General features: G+C 72.0%; 13 protein-coding genes. 1 reads left to right on the forward strand and 12 read right to left on the reverse strand.

The window, feature by feature from the left end; all coding sequences use genetic code 11:
- Positions 1-133: 133 nt before the first annotated feature.
- The 3 genes from ACXJ1Y_RS14520 to ACXJ1Y_RS14530 all read right to left on the reverse strand — a co-directional run bounded on the left by ACXJ1Y_RS14520 (position 134) and on the right by ACXJ1Y_RS14530 (position 4279).
- The gene (locus tag ACXJ1Y_RS14520) at positions 134-1306 is read right to left on the reverse strand and encodes a M20 aminoacylase family protein (protein ID WP_463846911.1); all 1173 of its coding nucleotides are present in this window, start codon (positions 1304-1306) and stop codon (positions 134-136) included.
- A 64-nt stretch (positions 1307-1370) separates the two neighbouring features.
- Positions 1371-1826, reverse strand: coding sequence for a Cu(I)-responsive transcriptional regulator (gene cueR / locus ACXJ1Y_RS14525; protein ID WP_463846912.1), 456 nt, complete (start codon positions 1824-1826; stop codon positions 1371-1373).
- Entirely contained in the window at positions 1823-4279 is a 2457-nt protein-coding gene (locus tag ACXJ1Y_RS14530; RefSeq protein ID WP_463846913.1) for a heavy metal translocating P-type ATPase, read from the reverse strand. Before ACXJ1Y_RS14530 ends, cueR begins: the two co-directional genes overlap by 4 nt.
- A 118-nt stretch (positions 4280-4397) precedes the next feature.
- On the opposite strand from ACXJ1Y_RS14530, the gene ACXJ1Y_RS14535 reads away from it, so the two are divergent.
- On the forward strand, positions 4398-5000 hold the full coding sequence (locus ACXJ1Y_RS14535) for a glutathione S-transferase family protein (protein WP_463846914.1): 603 nt from the start codon (positions 4398-4400) through the stop codon (positions 4998-5000).
- Here ACXJ1Y_RS14535 and ACXJ1Y_RS14540 read toward each other — a convergent pair.
- The 9 genes from ACXJ1Y_RS14540 to ACXJ1Y_RS14580 all read right to left on the reverse strand — a co-directional run bounded on the left by ACXJ1Y_RS14540 (position 4991) and on the right by ACXJ1Y_RS14580 (position 14837).
- A complete protein-coding gene (locus tag ACXJ1Y_RS14540; RefSeq protein ID WP_463846915.1) occupies positions 4991-6238 on the reverse strand; it encodes an ATP-binding protein in 1248 nt (415 codons plus the stop codon). The genes ACXJ1Y_RS14535 and ACXJ1Y_RS14540 overlap by 10 nt on opposite strands.
- A 15-nt stretch (positions 6239-6253) precedes the next feature.
- On the reverse strand, positions 6254-7357 hold the full coding sequence (locus tag ACXJ1Y_RS14545; protein WP_463846916.1) for a lysylphosphatidylglycerol synthase domain-containing protein: 1104 nt from the start codon (positions 7355-7357) through the stop codon (positions 6254-6256).
- Positions 7358-7533: 176 nt separating this feature from the next.
- Complete coding sequence (locus ACXJ1Y_RS14550; protein ID WP_463846917.1) at positions 7534-8157, reverse strand: uracil-DNA glycosylase; 624 nt, start codon at positions 8155-8157, stop codon at positions 7534-7536.
- Positions 8147-8905, reverse strand: coding sequence for a PIG-L deacetylase family protein (locus ACXJ1Y_RS14555; protein ID WP_463846918.1), 759 nt, complete (start codon positions 8903-8905; stop codon positions 8147-8149). The genes ACXJ1Y_RS14550 and ACXJ1Y_RS14555 overlap by 11 nt, the downstream gene beginning before the upstream one ends.
- 3 nt (positions 8906-8908) lie before the next feature.
- Positions 8909-10147 carry a glycosyltransferase family 4 protein gene (locus ACXJ1Y_RS14560; protein WP_463846919.1) on the reverse strand — a complete coding sequence of 413 codons (1239 nt, stop codon included), beginning with the start codon at positions 10145-10147 and terminating at the stop codon, positions 8909-8911.
- Positions 10148-10157: 10 nt separating this feature from the next.
- Complete coding sequence (locus ACXJ1Y_RS14565; RefSeq protein WP_463846920.1) at positions 10158-11027, reverse strand: sugar phosphate isomerase/epimerase family protein; 870 nt, start codon at positions 11025-11027, stop codon at positions 10158-10160.
- Positions 11024-12610: a YcaO-like family protein gene (locus tag ACXJ1Y_RS14570; RefSeq protein ID WP_463846921.1), complete on the reverse strand. Its 1587-nt coding sequence runs from the start codon at positions 12608-12610 to the stop codon at positions 11024-11026. The genes ACXJ1Y_RS14565 and ACXJ1Y_RS14570 overlap by 4 nt, the downstream gene beginning before the upstream one ends.
- A gap of 50 nt (positions 12611-12660) precedes the next feature.
- The gene (locus ACXJ1Y_RS14575) at positions 12661-13656 is read right to left on the reverse strand and encodes a Gfo/Idh/MocA family protein (protein WP_463846922.1); all 996 of its coding nucleotides are present in this window, start codon (positions 13654-13656) and stop codon (positions 12661-12663) included.
- Positions 13656-14837: a class I SAM-dependent methyltransferase gene (locus tag ACXJ1Y_RS14580; RefSeq protein ID WP_463846923.1), complete on the reverse strand. Its 1182-nt coding sequence runs from the start codon at positions 14835-14837 to the stop codon at positions 13656-13658. Before ACXJ1Y_RS14580 ends, ACXJ1Y_RS14575 begins: the two co-directional genes overlap by 1 nt.
- Between the last annotated feature and the right edge of the window lie 24 nt (positions 14838-14861).

The following is a 14861-nucleotide window of genomic DNA, read 5'->3' on the forward strand; positions in this document are numbered from 1 at the left end:
GTCAGGCCGCTTTGAGCTATGGGTTTGTCGAAGCCCTCAGCCCAATCGAAAAGGGAAAGTTGGGAACGTAGCCGGGGCTGCGTTCAGAACCTGTCACAGGGCGTTTCTCTCCCGGCGCAACGCAATTCCGCGGTCACGCCCCCAAAGGCAACCCGGTCTCGATGAGCCGCGCCCAGAGGGCGGCTCCGTAGGGGGCGGCTTCATCGTTGAAGTCGTAGAGCGGGTGGTGCAGCGAGGCGCTGTCGCCGTTGCCGATGAACATGTAGGCGCCGGGTCGGCGGCCGAGCATGTAGGAGAAGTCCTCGGCCGTCATCATCGGCGCCACCGCGCGGTCGACCCGCTCCGGCCCGACCAGCGATTCCGCGACGCCGGCCATGAAACCGGTCTCGGCGGGGTGGTTCTCCGTGACGGGATAGCTCGCCCCGTATTCCACCCGGCCCGTCGCGCCGAACCCCGCCGCGATGTCGCGCACCAGCGTCTCCAGCCGGGTCTTCACCGAGGCGCGCACCGCCTGCGAGAGGGTGCGCATCGTGCCGCGCATGGTCACGCTCTGCGGCAGCACGTTGAACGCCTCGCCGGCATCCAGCGCGCAGACCGAGACCACCGCCGATTGCAGCGGGTCGAGATTGCGCGAGACGATCGTCTGCAGGGCGATAATGACGTGGCTCGCCACGAGCACGCTGTCGATGGCGTTGTGCGGCAGGGCGGCGTGGCCGCCGCGCCCCTCGATGGTGACGATGAACCGGTCGGTGGAGGCCATGATCGGGCCGGGCCGCACGGCGAAGGTGCCGACGGCCATGCCGGGGATGTTGTGCATCCCGTAGACCGATTCGATGCCGAACCGCTCCATCAGCCCGTCCTCGACCATCGCCTCGCCGCCGCCCCCGCCCTCCTCGGCAGGCTGGAAGATCAGCACGGCGCTGCCGTCGAACTCGCGCGTGGCGGCGAGGTAATGCGCGGCCCCGAGCAGCATCGCCATGTGCCCGTCATGGCCGCAGGCGTGCATCTTGCCGGGCACGGTGGAGCGGTAGGGAAGGTCGCGGACTTCCTGGATCGGCAGGGCGTCCATGTCGGCGCGCAGGCCGATGGCGCGGTTCGAGCCACGGCCCCGGCCCCGGACCACCCCGACCACCCCGGTGCGGCCGATACCCGTGGCGACCTCGTCGCAACCGAACTCGCGCAGGCGTGCCGCGACGAAATCCGCCGTGCGCTCCACGTCGTAGAGCAGTTCGGGATGGGCGTGCAGCGTGCGCCGCCACGCCGTCATCGGGGCGGACAGGGCTTGGATCGGTGCGGGGACGGGCATGCCGGCCTGGAGGGGTTGAAGAGGCGTCCGTGAAGCCGGAGCAAGCCGGAGGCCAGATGCTGCGTCAACCCGCGAGCGGTCGCCGCGAAGGCTTCGTCCCCCGCGCAGGCGGAGGCGTGCCGGCGGCCAAATCGTCGAGGATCGGGCAATCCGGCCGCTCGTCGCCGCAGCAATCGGCCGAGAGCCGTTCCAGGCTGCGCGCCATCCCCTCCAGGGCGGCGATCCGGCGGCGCAGCTCCGCGATCCGCGCCTGCGCGATGGCCTTCACCGCCGCGCTCGGGCGCTCGCGGTCGCTCCACAGGGCCAGCAGTTCGGCGATGGACTCCACGTCGAAGCCGAGATCGCGGGCGTGGCGCACGAAGTGCAAGGTGCGGATCTCGGCCTCGCCGTAATGGCGATAGCCGGCCGCCGTGCGCGCGGCCGGCGGCAGCAGCCCCCGCGCCTCGTACCAGCGGATCATCTTGGCCGAGACGCCGGTGAGCCGGGCCGCCTCGCCGACGGTGACGGTGTTCTCGCTCATGCCGACCTCGGCGCGGCGCGGCGCAGCCGGAGGGCGTTGCCGAGGACGAACAGGCTCGACAGAGCCATCGCCCCCGCCGCCAGGATCGGCGAGAGGGACGGCCCGCCGAGAGGCACGAGCAGCCCCGCCGCGAGGGGGATCAGCGCGGCATTGTAGGCGAAGGCCCAGAACAGGTTCTGCCGGATGTTGGCCATCACCGCCCGAGACAGGTCGAAGGCGGCGCCCAACGCCTCCGGCGCGCCGGACATCAGCACCACGTCGGCGCTCTCGACCGCGATGTCCGTGCCCGTGCCGATGGCGAGGCCGACATCCGCCTCGGCGAGGGCGGGGGCGTCGTTCACGCCATCGCCCACGAAGGCGACCGGCCCATGGGCCTGCCGGAAGCGGCGCACGGCCTCGGCCTTGCCGCCGGGCAGAACGCCCGCCGCCACCTCCGTGATGCCGAGACTCTCCGCGACCCCGGCGGCGGCGCCGGGATCGTCGCCCGTCACCATCGCCACGATGATGCCGCGCCCGCGCAGGGCGGCGACCATCTCCCGCGCGCCCTCCTTCACCGGATCGGTGACGGCGAGGACCGCCGCGTGGCGCCCGTCGAGGACGAGGTGGACCGGGCTCATGCCCGAACCCGCCCAGTCTCCGGCCCGCGCCATCAGGCCGGCATCGCGGGCGACGCCGAGGCGGTCGAGATAGCGCGGAGCGCCGACGGCCACCACGCGACCCTCCACACGGCCGGCGACGCCGAACCCCTCGACGGCTTCGAAGCCTGCCGCCTCCGGCAGGTCGAGCCCGCGCCCCCGCGCCGCAGCGATGATCGCCCCGGCGAGGGGGTGTTCGGAGCGGCCTTCGAGCCCGGCCGCGAGGCGCAGGGCCTCGTCCGGAGCGAGGCCGGGGATCGTCTCGCAGCCGGCGAGCGTCGGGCGCCCTTCGGTGAGGGTGCCGGTCTTGTCGAGGGCCACGACCTTCACCCCCTCCAGGGCCTGCAGGGCGGCACCGTCGCGGAACAGCACCCCGCGTTCCGCCGCCCGGCCGGTGCCGACCATGATGGCGGTGGGGGTGGCGAGCCCCATGGCGCAGGGGCAGGCGATGATCAGCACCGCCACGGCGTGGACGAGGGCCGGCCCCAGCGCGGGCGCCGGGGCGAACACGATCCAGGCGAGGAAGGTGAGGACCGCGAGGCCGATCACCGCCGGCACGAACCGGCCGGTCACGCGGTCGACCAGGGCCTGGATCGGCAGCTTGCCGCCCTGCGCGCGCTCGACCATGGCGGCGATCTGCGCGAGGACGGTCGCGGCCCCCACCGCGCCGACGCGCAGGTCGAGGCTGCCGCCGCCGTTGAGCGTCCCGCCCACGACCTCGGCACCCGGCGCCTTGCGAACGGGGACGGGCTCGCCCGTCACCATGCTCTCATCGACGCGGCTGTCGCCCGCCACCACCGTCCCATCGGCGGCGATGCGTTCGCCGGGGCGCACCCGCACCACGTCGCCGACCTTCAGGGACGCGAGGGGCACCTCACGCTCACCGCCGTCGCGGACCACCCGCGCCGTCTTGGGCGAGAGGTCCATCAGTCGGGCGATGGCCTGCCCGGTGCGTCCGCGCGCCCGCGCTTCGAGGGTCCGCCCGAGCAGGATCAGGGTGACGATGACGGCGCTCGCCTCGAAATAGAGATGCGCCGCCCCCTCCGGCATCGCCTGGGGGACGAGCGCCGAGACGAGGGAGTACAGGTAGGCCGCCCCCGCCCCGAGGGCGACGAGGGCGTTCATGTCGGGGTGGCCGCGCAGGAGGCCGGGAATGCCGGTGGTGAGGAAGCGCCGCCCCGGCCAGGCCAGGACGAGGGTCGCCAGCAGGGCCTGGAGCAGGGGCAAAGCCGGCATCCCGTGGCCGACGACGTGCCCGCCCATGTCGAGGACGACGATGGGCGCCGAGAGCAGGGCGGCGACGATCGTATCCCGCCGCAGCGCCCGCGCCTCGGCCTCGCGCCGCTCGGCCTGATCGACCTTGGCCACCTCGTCTGGCAGCAGGGCGGTGTAGCCCGCCGCCTTCACCGCCGCCGCGAGGGCGGCGGGGGCGACGACGCCCTCCCCGTGCCGCACCAGCGCCTGCCCGGTGGCGAGGTTGACGCTCGCCCCGGTGACGCCGGGCACGGCGGCGAGCGCCCGCTCGACCTTGCCGACGCAGGAGGCGCAATGCATCCCCTCGATCGGCAGCAATGTCTCGGCGACGGCCACGGGGTAGCCGGCCTTCTGAAGGGCGGCGGCGACCTCGGCGGGGGCATGCCCGCCGGACAGCGCGAGGCTCGCCCGCTTGGTGGCGAGGTTCACCGAGACGTCGCTGGCGCCGGGAAGCCCGGCCAGCACCCGCTCGACCCGCGAGACGCAGCCGGCGCAGGACATGCCCTCGACGGGCAGGTCCAGGCGGGTCTGTCCGGGCACGGAGGAAGAAGAGACGGTATCCATGCCCCCTCAGATGGACCTTCCCATCGTGGGAAGGTCAAGGGGTGGCCTCACGCTGGCTTGACCGCAGCCCATCGACCTCCCGAACTGAAGCAGGCCGATTCGGCACGAGGGACCCGCGATGCAGCCGCTGACGATCTATGGGAATGCGGGCTCCGGGAACTGCCTGAAGGTGAAATGGGTCGCCGCCCATCTCGGCCACCCCTTCACCTGGGAGGAGGTGGACGTGCCGGCCGGCGGCACGCGCACCCCCGCCATGCTCGCCCTCAACCCGGCCGGGCGGGTGCCCTTCGTGGTGCTGCCGGGCGGCGAGGTCCTCTCCGAATCCAATGCGATCATCGCCTATCTCGCGGAGGGCTCGGCGCTGATCCCGCAGGTGGCGCTCGCGCGGGCGCGAATGCTGCAATGGATGTTCTGGGAGCAGTACAGCCACGAGCCTTACATCGCCGTGCGGCGCTACCAGCTCCATTACCTCCATCGCGATCCGGCGGAGCTCGATCCGAAGCTGAAGGAGCGGGGCGAGGATGCCCTGCGCCTGATCGAGACGAGCCTCGGCGGCGGGCCGTATCTCGCGGGCGAGGCGCTGAGCCTCGCGGACGTGGCCGTCGTCGCCTACACGCGCATGGCGCATGAGGGCGGATTCGACCTCGCCCCCTTCCCCCGCATCCGCGCCTGGATCGGCCGCGTCGAGGACGGGCTCGGGATCGGGCCGTATCAGGGCTGATCCGCCCCGGGCAGGAACTCGGGCAGGCTCACGCGGGCGACCGTGCCCTTCCCGATCTCGCTCTCGATGCTGAGCCGGCCTCGGTGGCGCCGAAGGGTGTGCTTCACGATGGCGAGGCCGAGGCCCGTGCCGCCGCGCGCCCGGCTCGACGCGGCGTCCACCCGGTAGAACCGCTCGGTCAGCCGGGGGATGTGCTCGGGGGGGATGCCGGGGCCGTCGTCGGAGACGGTGAGCACGATGCGCGGCCCGTGCCGGGGATTCTGTTCGCGCGCGAGGCCGACCGCGATGGCGCCGCCGCCATATTTCACGGCGTTCTCGATGAGGTTCTCGATGACGCGGGTGAGTTCGTCGGCATCGCCCTGCACCGGGTAGGGGCCGTCCCCATCGGTGAGCATGACGCTGGCCCCGCGCGCGGCGGCGAGCGGTGCCTGCGCATCGACCATCTGCCGGGCGAGGCCCCCGAGATCGACCGTGCCCGTCGGGGCGACGTGCTCGCGCAACTCGATCCGCGAGAGCGACAGCAGGTCGTCGATCAGCCGCCGCATCCGCTGCGCCTGGACGCGCATGATCTCCAGGAAACGCTCCCGCGCCGCCACGTCCTCGCGGGCGGGGCCCTGCAGGGTCTCGATGAAGCCGAGCAGCGAGGAGAGCGGCGTGCGCAATTCGTGGCTGGCGTTGGCCACGAAATCCACCCGCATCGATTCGAGGCGGTGGGCCGAAGTGAGGTCGCGCAGGAACAGCATCGCGCCGGGTCCGGAGCCGTCCGGCATCTGCAGGGCGCCGATCTGGATCTCGAAGGTCTGCTCCAGGGGCACCCGGGTCCGGTAGGTCACGCGCTGCGGCGGGCCGCCGCTCAGCACCGCTTCGACCGCGTCGGTGATCTCGGGGTTGCGGAGGGCGAAGGCGAGCGGGTGCGACAGGTGCAGGGCCGGCAGCATCGCCCGCGCGGCGGGGTTGGCCTCCAGCACGCGGGTGCGCCGGTCCACGAGGATCACCGGATCGGGAATGTGGGCGAGCAGCGCCTCGGCCACCGCGTGGCGCGGGATGCCCGCGACGGGCCGGGTCGGGGGCTGCGCCCGCCGCCGGCCCGCGATCAACCCGCCGAGGACGATGGCGGCGAGGGTGCCGAGCACCATGACGATGCCGATGTCCCGCTCCCAGGCGAGGAGCAGGAGGATCGATCCGCCCGCGATCGTCGCGCCGCTCCAGGCCGCTGGCCTCCGGGGATCGTCGATCACGGGTCGGTCTCCCGGTCAGCCTTCGCGCTGATCCGGCCAGGGCTTGCCGGAGGGGCCGGCTGTGCCCTCGGGCGGGACGGACGAGCGTTCCTCCCGGTCGCGGGCGCCGCCGGCGCGCTTCACGATCTCGTACAGGCCGAGCATCGCCAGGGCGACCACGAAGGGCACGACGTAGTAGCAGCCCCGGAACAGCAGCAGCGAGGTCAGCACCTCGTTGCGCGGCAGGCTCGACAGGGCGAGGAGGATCGTGGCCTCGAACACGCCGATCCCGCCCGGCGCGTTGGAGGCGATGCCGAGCATCGCGGCCAGGACGTAGATGGCGAGGAAGGTGGTGAAGGCGATGCCCGTCTGCTGCGGCAGGAGCACGTAGAGCACCGCCGCCGCCGCGCAGACATCGCCGATGCCGACGATCATCTGGCCGATGGAGACGGAGGCGCCGGGCAGTTCGAGCCGCCACTGCTTGACCGTGACGCTGCGGCGCTTGGCCGAGACCCAGGCGAGGTAGCCGAGGACGGCGAGCAGCGCCGCGAAGCCGACACCCTGGTTCAGCCGGATGGAGGTGAAGGCGAGCCCGGCGAGTTGCCCCGCTTCGATGATGAGGGACAGGCCCAGCACCACGCCCATCCCGAGCCAGAAGGTGAAGCCGGCGATCACCGTGAGCGCGGCGATCTTCGAGGTGGAGAGCCCCTGGCGGGCGTAGATCCAGTAGCGGATCGTCCCCGCCGTCAGCAGGGGGAAGCCGAGGGTGAAGCTCACCGCGTAGCTCGTGAACGAGGCGAGCGCGGTGATGCGGTAGGGCACCTTGATCCGCAATTGCCGCAGCGCCAGCGCGTCGTAGCCGGTGAGGAAGATGTAGCTGACGCCGACGAACAGGAAGGCGAGGCCGAGTTGCCGCGCGGACGCATTGTGCAGGGCGTCGGTCACTTCCGCCCAGGACACGCTCTGCACGAGCTTCCACAGCACGAAGAGGGAGACGGCTACCAGGACGATGCTGGCGACGGTGCCGATCCATGCGAAGCGGCTGCCGCTCATGCGTATCTTGCCCGCGTCGCCGCGCTTGGCGTCCTCGACCGGTTCGGCCGAGGCGACATCATCCCGATGCTGCCCCTGAAAATTCATGCCGATCGGCGTCCGTCCCCTCGCTCGCGCGGGCCGGACGGGTTCGAAGCCCCATGCCGGATCATCCCGGACCGCGGCCCGTCGCCCGCCATGTAAGCCGAACAGGCGGTGATGGCCAGCGAGGCCGTGTGCAATCTCCGCAAACAAGAGGCGATAGCGGGAGCGACAAGGGCCGATCACCCTCCGATCAGGATCGCCGCCGCCTCCGCGAGGCCCCGCCGGATCCGGGCCGACACCTCGGGCGAGGTGCAGACATAGGTCGGGCTCGGGTGCGAGATGGCGATCACGGGCAGGCCCGGCCGCAGAGTCGCCAGCGCCGGGGCGCATTGGCCTGCGACGCGCCCGGCGAGGATGACCACGGCGAGGCGCGGCAGCAGGTCGAGGAGCGGTGCGAGGTAGGGCTCGGCCTCCCGCGCCTCGCTCCGGCGTGGGGCGCGGTTGAGGGCGCCCGGCGCGTGGATCACCCAGGGGACGGCGTTCCAGATCAGCGTGTCGGCGCGGGGGATGTCCGCCTCGCGCAGGAAGCGAAACAGGTTGGCGGCCGTCCCGTTCGCGCCGTCGCGGGTGACGAAGCCGGCGCGCAGTACCATCGGGCCGGGGGTTTCGAGGAGTAGCAGGAGCCGCGCGTTCACGCCCCCGTCCATGGGGTCGGGATCGGGGACCGGCGCGCCGCGCTCCGCGGCGATCCGGCGGGCGAAATTCCGGATCGGGGCGACATGGGGCAGGGAGGCCATCTCGCATCGAGCAGCGAGGACGGCGGGGTCGGCGAGACTCTTGGGGGCCTCGGGCTCAGGCCGCATCGGCGAGGGGGAAGGGCTTCGGCAGCGTCCCCGTGAGGCGGTAGCGCTCGATGCCCGCTTCCCGCGCGAGGCGTTCGGCCAGTCCGTCCCGCCCGCCGAACTGGAAGCCGATCTGGCTGGCATAGGCGGCGCAGGACGCGAGCTTCCTCGCCTGCGCCTCCGCGTCGAATGCGACAGCCTGCGCCGGCAGGTCCGCGAAGAGCGGCGCCAGGGGCTCTTTCGGGGTCGCCTCGCGCACCGTGTAGGGGAAGTCGCGCCACCACAGGATCGGCGCGGCGGGGGCGACGCTCCGAAGGGCGCGCACCACCTGGACATGATCGACATGCCCGCCCACCGCCTGCGGCGCCAGGAGGAGATCGGGTGCCTCGGCGGCGATGAGGTCGGCCAGCGCCGGAGCGATGGCCCGGTCGATCGCGTCGTCCGCGCGCAGGTCCGCGAACAGTTCCGGCGCGGAGGCGTAGCCCCGGTGCGGCGCCTCGCGGAAGGGCAGGTGGCGGGGTGCGGCAATGCCCAGGGCCGCGGCCGCCGCGTCGTCCTCATCCCGGCGCAGGGCCATGTAGTCGATGTCGGGGTCCAAGCCCTTGTCGAGTTGGCAGGCCAGGGCGAAGCCCTGCGGCGCGGACACGCTCTGCGTGAAGATCGTCGCCATCACCACCCGCCAGCCCCCGGCGGCGAGGGTGGTCAGCAGCCCGCCCGCCGAGAAGGCGGCGTCATCGAGATGGGGCGAGAGCGCGAGCGCGGTCGGCATCGGTCAGAGCAGGTGCGGTTCGGCGCGGAAGCGGCAGGACGGGTCGAAGGGCAAGGTGTCGGGCACGTCCTGGGAGGGGGGCTCGCGCAATACGTCCGCGTAGACGCCCATGATCTGCGCCCCCACCGCCCGCCAGGAATAGACCCGGCGGCATTCCTCCAGCCCGGCGGCGGCGATGCGGTGGCGAAGCGCCCCGTCCGTCACGATCCGCGTCAGCGAGGCGGCGAGCGCCGGGATGTCGCCGGGGTCGGTGAGGAGGCCGTTCTCCCCGTCACGCAGGCAATCCGACACGCCGACCGCGTGGCAGGAGACGACCGCGAGCCCCGCCGCCATGGCTTCGAGGATCGTGTTGGAGAACCCCTCCGCATAGGTCGGCGAGGCGAAGACGTCAGCCTCGCGGTAGAGGGCGGGCACCGTGTCGTACTCGGCGTAGCCGGTGAAGCGGATCGCCTCCGGCCCGAAGCCGTGGCTCTCGGCCAACGCCTTGGCCGGATCGACATCGGGGCCGATGCCGGAGATCGTCGCGGCGAAGGGCGTGCCTTGTCCGCGCAGGAGCGTCAGGGCCTCGATGAAGTCGAGCACGCCTTTCCGGCGGTCGACGCGGCCGTGATAGAGCATCCGCACCGGGCCGGAATGGGCCTCCGGCAGCCCGTCCGGCGTGCCCTGCGCGAACCGGGCGGTGTCCACCGCCCCCGGCACGATGGTGAAGCGGGCGGGGTCCGAACCCAGCCGGTCGCATACCTCCTTCACGAAGGAGGTGCCGCCGATCAGCAGGGCGTTGGCGTGGTCGAGGACAGCGCGCATGCCGAGGCGGTGCGTCTCGCAGCACGAGCCGACCCAATGCCCGTCGCCCCCCTGGATGGACACGACGTTCGGCACCCCGAGGCGCTTCGAAGCCAGCAGCACGGCGTAGCCGGTCGGGTAGCCGTACTGGGCGTGGAGCACGTCGAAGGGCCGCTTCGCGTGCTCGGCGCAGATGGTCTCGACCATCGTGGCGATGTCGCGCTCGAAATCGCCGTTGGTCTGCTCGCCGACCTGTTCCAGGCCGATGACCTTCACCCCTGGCACGGGCGGGGGCGGGCCGCCGCCATAGACGCGGGTGCCGAAGGCATCGCCCCGGTACTGCGAGACCATGGTGACGTCGTGCCCGGCGGCGACGAGTTCGCGCAGCAGGTTCTGGGCGTAGACGCTCATCCCGGAAATGGCCGGGAAGTAGCGGCGGCTGAGGAAGAGGATTCTCATCGGGTCGTGCTCAAAGCTGCCGCCGCGTCTCCTGCCCTGCGGCGACGACCGGACCGGGCCGGCGGCAGGTGCGCAGGAAGTCGAGGGCTTGCGGGATCATCACGTCGGCGCGGTGGCTCTCGCGGGACAGCTCGACGCAGATCAGCTTGCCGTAGCCGACCTCCTCCAGGGCTTCGAGGACGCCCGGCACATCCATGTCCCCCTCGCCGAAGGGCAGGTGGATATGGCTGCCGCGCTTCATGTCCTCGATGGCGACCGTGCCGATCCGGTCGGCGAATTCCCGCACCGCCGCCGCAGGATCGCGCTCGCCGGTGACGAGGCAATGGCCGGTGTCGAGGGCGAGCTTCAGCCCCGGAATGGCGAGGGCGGCGTAATCGTCCAGCGTCTCGATCAGCATGCCGGGCTCGGGTTCGAGGCAGGGCACCACCCCGGCCTCGTTCGCGAAGGCGGCGACCTCCGCGAGCCCGTCGCGCAGCCAGCCCATCGCCTCCTCCCGGTCGACGCCCTCCTTGGGCACGCCGGCCCAGAACGAGACCGCCTCGGCCGAGAGCATCGCGCCGATCTCGCAGGCCCGCTTCAGGAAGCCGACCCGCCGCGCGCGGCCCGCCGCATCGGCGGTGACGAGGGTCGGCTCGTGCTTGGCGGTGGGGTCGAGGAGGAAGCGGGCGCCGGTCTCGATCACGCAGGCGAGTTCGAGCTTCTCCATCAGGCTCGCGATCCGGCCCGCTTCCGCCGACCAGTTCTCGGCGAAGGGGTCGAGATGGTGGATGTCCAGCGTCAGGGCGACGCCGTCGTAGCCGGCCGCCTTGATGAGTTGGAGGGCATCGTCCAGCCGGTGGTTGGCGGCGCCGTTGGTGTTGTAGGCGAAGCGAAGCGTCATGCCGCCCTCCCCTTGCGTTGCTGCAACCGGAACGGCGCGTGGTGCGATTCCGGCTCGCGGTACAGGGGATAGTGGCGCCCGACGATGCGCTCGGCCAGGGCCACGTCGAACAGGGGCTGGCCGCCGAACCGCTCCAGGGCCTCCGGCGTCAGGCGGACGGGGCGCAGGGTCTCGCTCTCCTGCCCGAACTTGATCAGCGGGTGGTCGCGCTCGATGAGCTTGCGCGTGTTGCGCTCGCCGATGCGGTAATAGCTCATGGTCTCGACTTCGAGGCCCGGCACGATGGCCTTCACCACCCCGACGCCGCCGCCATGGGGCGAGCAATCGACGTAGAGGACGTCGAAGCCGGCTTCGAGAAGCCGGTCGCAGGCGATCTTGCCCCGGGCGTGCCCATCCTCGGCCGGCGTCGAGGGCAAGTCCGAGAAGCGCTTGGTGGAGCGCTCGGAATAGACCGTGTCGGAGAGCATCGCCCGCAGGTCGGCTTTCGGCATCTCGATCCATTCGAGCATGGCCTGCAGCGCCCTTCCCTCTTCGAGGTCGAGGCTGGGGAGCGCCTTCTGAATGAACGCATCGACGTAGCCCGGCGGGGTGACGGTCGAGGCGAGATCAAGGGGGCCGTGGCCGAAGGTCTTGCGTACCCGCGCGGCCTGGAATTCCAGCAGCGCCTTGCGCAGGGCGCGGTCGCGGTCGGGATCGCAGGCTTCGCCGCAGGCCGAGAGGGCGATGGGAGCGGGCGCCCGGTCGGCGTCCTCGTCGTAGCCGACGACGTAGAGGTTCGTCAGGCCGAACTGGTCGGTGGCGAATTTGGGAAGCGCCCGGATGCCGAGATCCTTCAGGCGGGCCAGCATCGCGGCGTTCTCGGGCCCGATCCCGTCGAGGTCGAGCATCACCCCCTGGTCGAGGGCGCGGAACAGCAGGCCGTTGCCGTCGCGCTGGAGGAGTTCGAGCACGCCGTGGCCCAGCGCGAAGGGCACGTCCGGCCCGGCGCCGAGGCCGTTGGTGATCAGGTTGGTGAAGGGCTGGTAGCCCTCGGACAGTTCGAAATAGTCGGTCGCGGCGATGTCGAGGGGCATCAGCACGATCTCGCCCGTGGCGTGGCGCACGGTCGGCGTCCATTCGAGCACGCTGCCGCGCCCCACGGGGGAGCCGGCGGGCAGGCACAGGGTCAGCGGGTCGGCGACGGACTTGGCGCCGTAGACCCGCACGAGATCGTCGTAGCTCGCCCGCTCCTTGGCGCGGGGCAGCACCGCGAGCGAGGGCATCAGGTTCTCGGCGATCTCGGCCACCGCGCCGATCAGCGCCTCGTCGTCCGTGGCGCCGTAGCCGATGCCGGAGGGCATCGCGCCGACGAAGAACGGATCATCGAGGAACAGGGCCACGAACCAGACCGGCACGCCCGTCCGGTCGAGGGGCGCCAGGGGGAAGCCGACAATCTTCCCCTCGGGCAGGATGTCGAGATAGGCGCGCACGGGATCGGGCAGGCGCTCGGGCAGGCCCTCGATGGGGCGGGCACCGCCGAATGGATAGGAGCGCGGCGCCTTCAGCTTGGCGTGGCGGGCGCGTTCGTCCTGGGTCTCGCTCACGTGATCAGTCCGTTTTCTTCTTTGTCGTCATCGCATCGCTCGCGGTGACGTCATGAATTGCCATAGGCCCGCGCCACGAGGCGCATCGTATGGAGGTCGCGGGCAGCGCTGTAGGCGGCGCGCTCGGGCGGGTTGCGGAGCGCCACGCCGAAGGCGCGGACCTGCTCGGTGAAGGGCGATGCCTCGCCGTCGAAGGCGACCGGCGTGGTGCGGCCCGTGGCGCCGTCGTGGAAAACGAGGCTGCCGCCGGGCGTCTGGCCCATCGTGTTCTCGGCGACCAGCAGGCCCTTCGTGCCGACGATTTCGAGCCGGCGCCGGGGCAGCGCGTCGGGACAATTGTAGGCGACGTGCAGGCTCGCCAGCGTCCCCGCTTCGGTGCGCCCGATCAGCAGGGCGCCGTCATCGACGGCGTAATCCTGCACCTTGCTCTGCGTCAGGGCCGTGATGTCGGCCAGCGGCTCGCCCAGCAGAAAGTCGATCAGGTCGATCCCGTGGGGGGCGAGGTCGATCAGGGCGCCGCCGCCGGCCTGAACGGAGTCGATCCGCCAGTTCGGCTGCCCCGCCGCCGACCAGTCCCGCCCGAGCCAGCAGGCATAGACGATCCGCACCGTGGTGACGGTGCCGAGCGCCCCCGAGGCGATGTGGTCGCGGATCGCCCGGTGCGCCGGGTGGTGGCGCTGGTCGAAGGCCGTGCCGTAGAAGATGCCGCCCGCCTCGACGGCGCGGACCATCGCTTCCGCATCGGAGAGAGATGCCGCCATCGGCTTCTCGCAGAGCACCGCCTTGCCGGCCCGCGCCAGGGCTTCCACCGCCTCCCGGTGGAGGTGGTTCGGAGTGGCGATGTAGACCGCCTCGACCTCCGGGTCGGCGAGGAACGCGGCGAGGTCCGCATGCGTCCGGGCGCCCTCGGCGGCGGCGGCCTCGCGGCAGGCGGGGTTCGGGTCGCAGACGGCGACCAGCCGGTGCCCCGCCTCGCGGATGCCCGGCGCCATGTAATCGCGGGCGACCCAGCCGTAGCCGACGATGCCCCAGCCGACCGGTGCCATCACCACCGCTCCGGCAGGTCGACGAATTCGCGCACGCGGACGCGGCGCGTCTCGGGGGCGTCGATGCCCCCGCCATAGGTCAGGCGCTCCGGCCCCGGCGAGCGCATCGGGTAGGTGACGCGCGGGCCGTACTCGGCCGCGTACCGCTCGGACGGGAAATGGATGGCGAAGTCGTTGCCGTCCGGCCCGTAGAGCGGGTTCAGCGCCAGCGGGGTGCCGGCCTTCGGCAGGGTCAGGCCGTCCACCACGGAGCGCGGCGCCGGGCGCATCCCCGGCCCGGCCACGACGGCGAACGCCTCGCAGCCGCGCAGCTCGCCGGCCTCGTGCGGGATCGGCGCGCGGGCCTCCGCGAGGGAGCGGGTCAGCTCGTCATCGTCGTAGACGAGGGCATCGGGGAAGAGGTCGCCGATATCCTCGACGCTCACCGCCTTGCCGGCGGAGAAGCCGGGGCAGTCGCGGTTGTGGATGTGGCTGAGGGCGAGCCAGCCCTCGTCGCCCGCCATCTGGCGGAGGTGATCGAGGACGCGCGGCTTGTCGTCGAGGAAGTAGAAGGCGTCGTTGCAGACGACGAGATCGACCGGCGCGCCGGGGACCGGCCAATGCGGCGAGTTCGCGTCGAAGCAGACGAGTTGCGCCTTCTCGCCGACCACCCAGTGCCGGGCGACCCAGAGCTTGGCGAAGACCACGTCGGCCCCGGAGACCTTGCAGCCGCGCCGGGCGAGTTCGCGCAGGTAATGGCCGATGCCGCAGGCGAATTCGAAGACGCACACGGGATCGTTCCAGTGCGCCTCCAGCATGGCGAGGCCCGCGAGATAGGTCGGGTCGCTCCAGCGGTGCAGGAAGTAGTCGCCCACGCGGCCCCAGCCGAGCAGGCGCACGGCGTCCCGCAGGGTGGCGGTGCGGCGCTCGCGGATGAGGGTGATGAGGTCGGCCGGGTCGGCGGGCGGCCCGTTCCACCAATCGTCCTGGTCGGCGAGGATCGCGCATAGGGCCTCGTCCGGCTCGCCCCCGTCGAGATGGGCGAGCACCCGCTCGACCAGCGCCTCGCGGCCGACGCGCAGGTAGGGGATGCCGTCGATCACCGGCCAGCGCTCACCGGTCTCGACGTCCCGCAGGGCATGCGGGGCGTCGGGCTTGAGGGCGTGGCCGGTCGAGGGCGAGACGAGGGGAAAGGGTATCATGGCGCTCCCGGACAGGATCGGCAG

It is taken from the genome of Methylobacterium sp. TK26 (assembly GCF_055361565.1).

Excerpts from the sequence above, each read along its gene's own strand:
- ACXJ1Y_RS14520 (WP_463846911.1), bottom strand. The coding sequence starts at position 1,306 with ATGCCCGTCCCCGCACCGATCCAAGCCCTGTCCGCCCCGATGACGGCG.
- cueR (WP_463846912.1), bottom strand. The coding sequence starts at position 1,826 with ATGAGCGAGAACACCGTCACCGTCGGCGAGGCGGCCCGGCTCACCGGC.
- ACXJ1Y_RS14530 (WP_463846913.1), bottom strand. The coding sequence starts at position 4,279 with ATGGATACCGTCTCTTCTTCCTCCGTGCCCGGACAGACCCGCCTGGAC.
- ACXJ1Y_RS14535 (WP_463846914.1), top strand. The coding sequence starts at position 4,398 with ATGCAGCCGCTGACGATCTATGGGAATGCGGGCTCCGGGAACTGCCTG.
- ACXJ1Y_RS14545 (WP_463846916.1), bottom strand. The coding sequence starts at position 7,357 with ATGAATTTTCAGGGGCAGCATCGGGATGATGTCGCCTCGGCCGAACCG.
- ACXJ1Y_RS14550 (WP_463846917.1), bottom strand. The coding sequence starts at position 8,157 with ATGCGGCCTGAGCCCGAGGCCCCCAAGAGTCTCGCCGACCCCGCCGTC.
- ACXJ1Y_RS14555 (WP_463846918.1), bottom strand. The coding sequence starts at position 8,905 with ATGCCGACCGCGCTCGCGCTCTCGCCCCATCTCGATGACGCCGCCTTC.
- ACXJ1Y_RS14560 (WP_463846919.1), bottom strand. The coding sequence starts at position 10,147 with ATGAGAATCCTCTTCCTCAGCCGCCGCTACTTCCCGGCCATTTCCGGG.
- ACXJ1Y_RS14565 (WP_463846920.1), bottom strand. The coding sequence starts at position 11,027 with ATGACGCTTCGCTTCGCCTACAACACCAACGGCGCCGCCAACCACCGG.
- ACXJ1Y_RS14575 (WP_463846922.1), bottom strand. The coding sequence starts at position 13,656 with ATGGCACCGGTCGGCTGGGGCATCGTCGGCTACGGCTGGGTCGCCCGC.
- ACXJ1Y_RS14580 (WP_463846923.1), bottom strand. The coding sequence starts at position 14,837 with ATGATACCCTTTCCCCTCGTCTCGCCCTCGACCGGCCACGCCCTCAAG.